Source organism: Kitasatospora sp. NPDC043949 (assembly GCF_056435365.1).
On record NZ_JBWKEQ010000010.1, the window covers coordinates 200,244 to 202,048 of the forward strand.

The window sequence follows — 1,805 nt, forward strand, 5'->3', positions numbered from 1 at the left end:
GGACCTCGACACCCTCGTCGCTAAAGATCCGCACCAGCCGGTCTCAGACCATCTCCGCCCCCCCCCCCCCCCCCTTCCCCCCCCCCCCCCCCACCTCCCCCCCCCCCCCCCCCCCCACCCCCCCCCCCCCCCCCCCCCCCCCCCCCCTTCCCCCCCCTCCCCCCCCGCCGGCAGTGGTACGGCGGGAACGCGATTAGTCGTCGCCGCGCAGGATCGCGATCAGGCGCAGCATCTCGACGTAGATCCAGACCAGCGACAGGGTGAGCCCGAAGGCGGCCCGCCAGGCCTCCTTCTGCGGCGCGCCCTGGGCGATGCCCTCTTCGATCGCCGCGAAGTCCAGCGACAGGAAGAAGGCGCCGAGGGCGATGCCGATCAGGCCGACCACGATGCCCAGCGGGCCTGAACGCAGCCCCATGTCGGCGCCGAACGCCATCGCGATCATGTTGACCAGCATCAGCAGCACGAAGCCCATGGCAATCGCGATGCCGATCCGGGTGTAGCGCGCGGTGACCCGGATCCGGCCGCTCTTGTAGGCGAACAGCATCGCCGCGAAGACCGCCGCCGTGCCCAGCACCGCCTGAATCGCGATGCCGTTGATGACGGTGTTGAGCGCGTGCGTGACCGCGCCGAGCGCGAAGCCCTCAAGAGCCGCGTAGGTCAGGATCAGCGGCGGGCTGACGCTGCGCTTGAAGGAGACCACCAGGCCGACGACCATGGCCACCAGGCTGGCGCCGATCGCGAAGCCGAAGTTCTCGAACGGCAGCACGAACCAGGCCACCGCGCCGGCGGCGACCAGGGTCAGCAGCGTCATGGCCGTGCGCACGACCACGTCGTCGAGCGTCATCCGCCCGGTGGCGGCGGGGCCGGCCGACGGCCCGTTGTACATCTCGTACAGCTGCTCGTCGGTCAGCGGGCCCTGCGCCTGCGGCTGCTGGGCGTAAGGGGTCCCCGCGTAGGGGTTGTTGCCGTACTGGCCCCCGGCCTGCGTGGTGGTACCGAACCCCGCGTAGCCGGGCTCGCGGGTGAAGGACCCCTCCCGCGAGAAGACCGGGTTGCTGCTTCTCATTGCACATTCCCTCCGTGGCGGCACTGCACCGCCCAGCCACCAGGGTAATGGCTTGGCAAAAATATCGGGATACGCCGCGAGGAGGATCACTGAACGACTCCCGGCGGGGACGCCGTCGGCGCCCCCGCGAGTCGAGCGGTGCCCGGAGCCGGACTCGAACCGGCACGGCCTCGCGGCCAAGCAGTTTTAAGCTGCCCGTGTCTGCGTTCCACCATCCGGGCGTCCTGAGGACGGACCCCTCCATCGGCCGGAGAAGAAGCGCTCCACCCCCGGTGCGGGCCACCCCAGAGCCTAGTCGCCCGCCTCGCCCTTTCGCATGTTCCCAGCCAGGGAAGTTGTCATGTTTCCTTGCGATCTGACGAACAGTCCGCAATTCGGCCACGAAGTGTACGAGTTCCGGCCACCGCCCAGCGCTCAGGGTCGGCGTCATACCCCAGGAGGAGGGCGTCACCTGGCCGTACGCCCAGCGGTGGTCAGGCCAACCGTCCGGCGGAGCGACGAGAACTCGTGATCACACGGCGGAGCATGGAGGTACGGCCGGGCGCCCCTGGCGGCCCGGCCGTCCAGGCGCCCAGCGCGTCTCCCGCAGCCCGCGACCACCAAGGAGCACCCCCGTGACCACGTCGACCGCAACCGCCGTCCGGACCGGCCTGGCGGCCGCCCGCGCCACCGGCCTCAACAAGGTCTACGGGGACGGGGAGACCCGCGTCGTGGCCCTCGACAACGTCAGCGTCGACTT

At 70.8% G+C, this 1,805-nt stretch carries 1 protein-coding gene and 1 tRNA gene; both read right to left on the reverse strand.

Features of this window, described 5'->3' with window-relative positions; translation table 11 throughout:
- Positions 1-193 precede the first annotated feature (193 nt).
- Positions 194-1,066: a Bax inhibitor-1/YccA family protein gene (locus AC07AL_RS11515; protein WP_478317362.1), complete on the reverse strand. Its 873-nt coding sequence runs from the start codon at positions 1,064-1,066 to the stop codon at positions 194-196.
- A 139-nt stretch (positions 1,067-1,205) separates the two neighbouring features.
- Positions 1,206-1,287, reverse strand: a tRNA-Leu gene (locus AC07AL_RS11520).
- Positions 1,288-1,805: the final 518 nt, after the last annotated feature.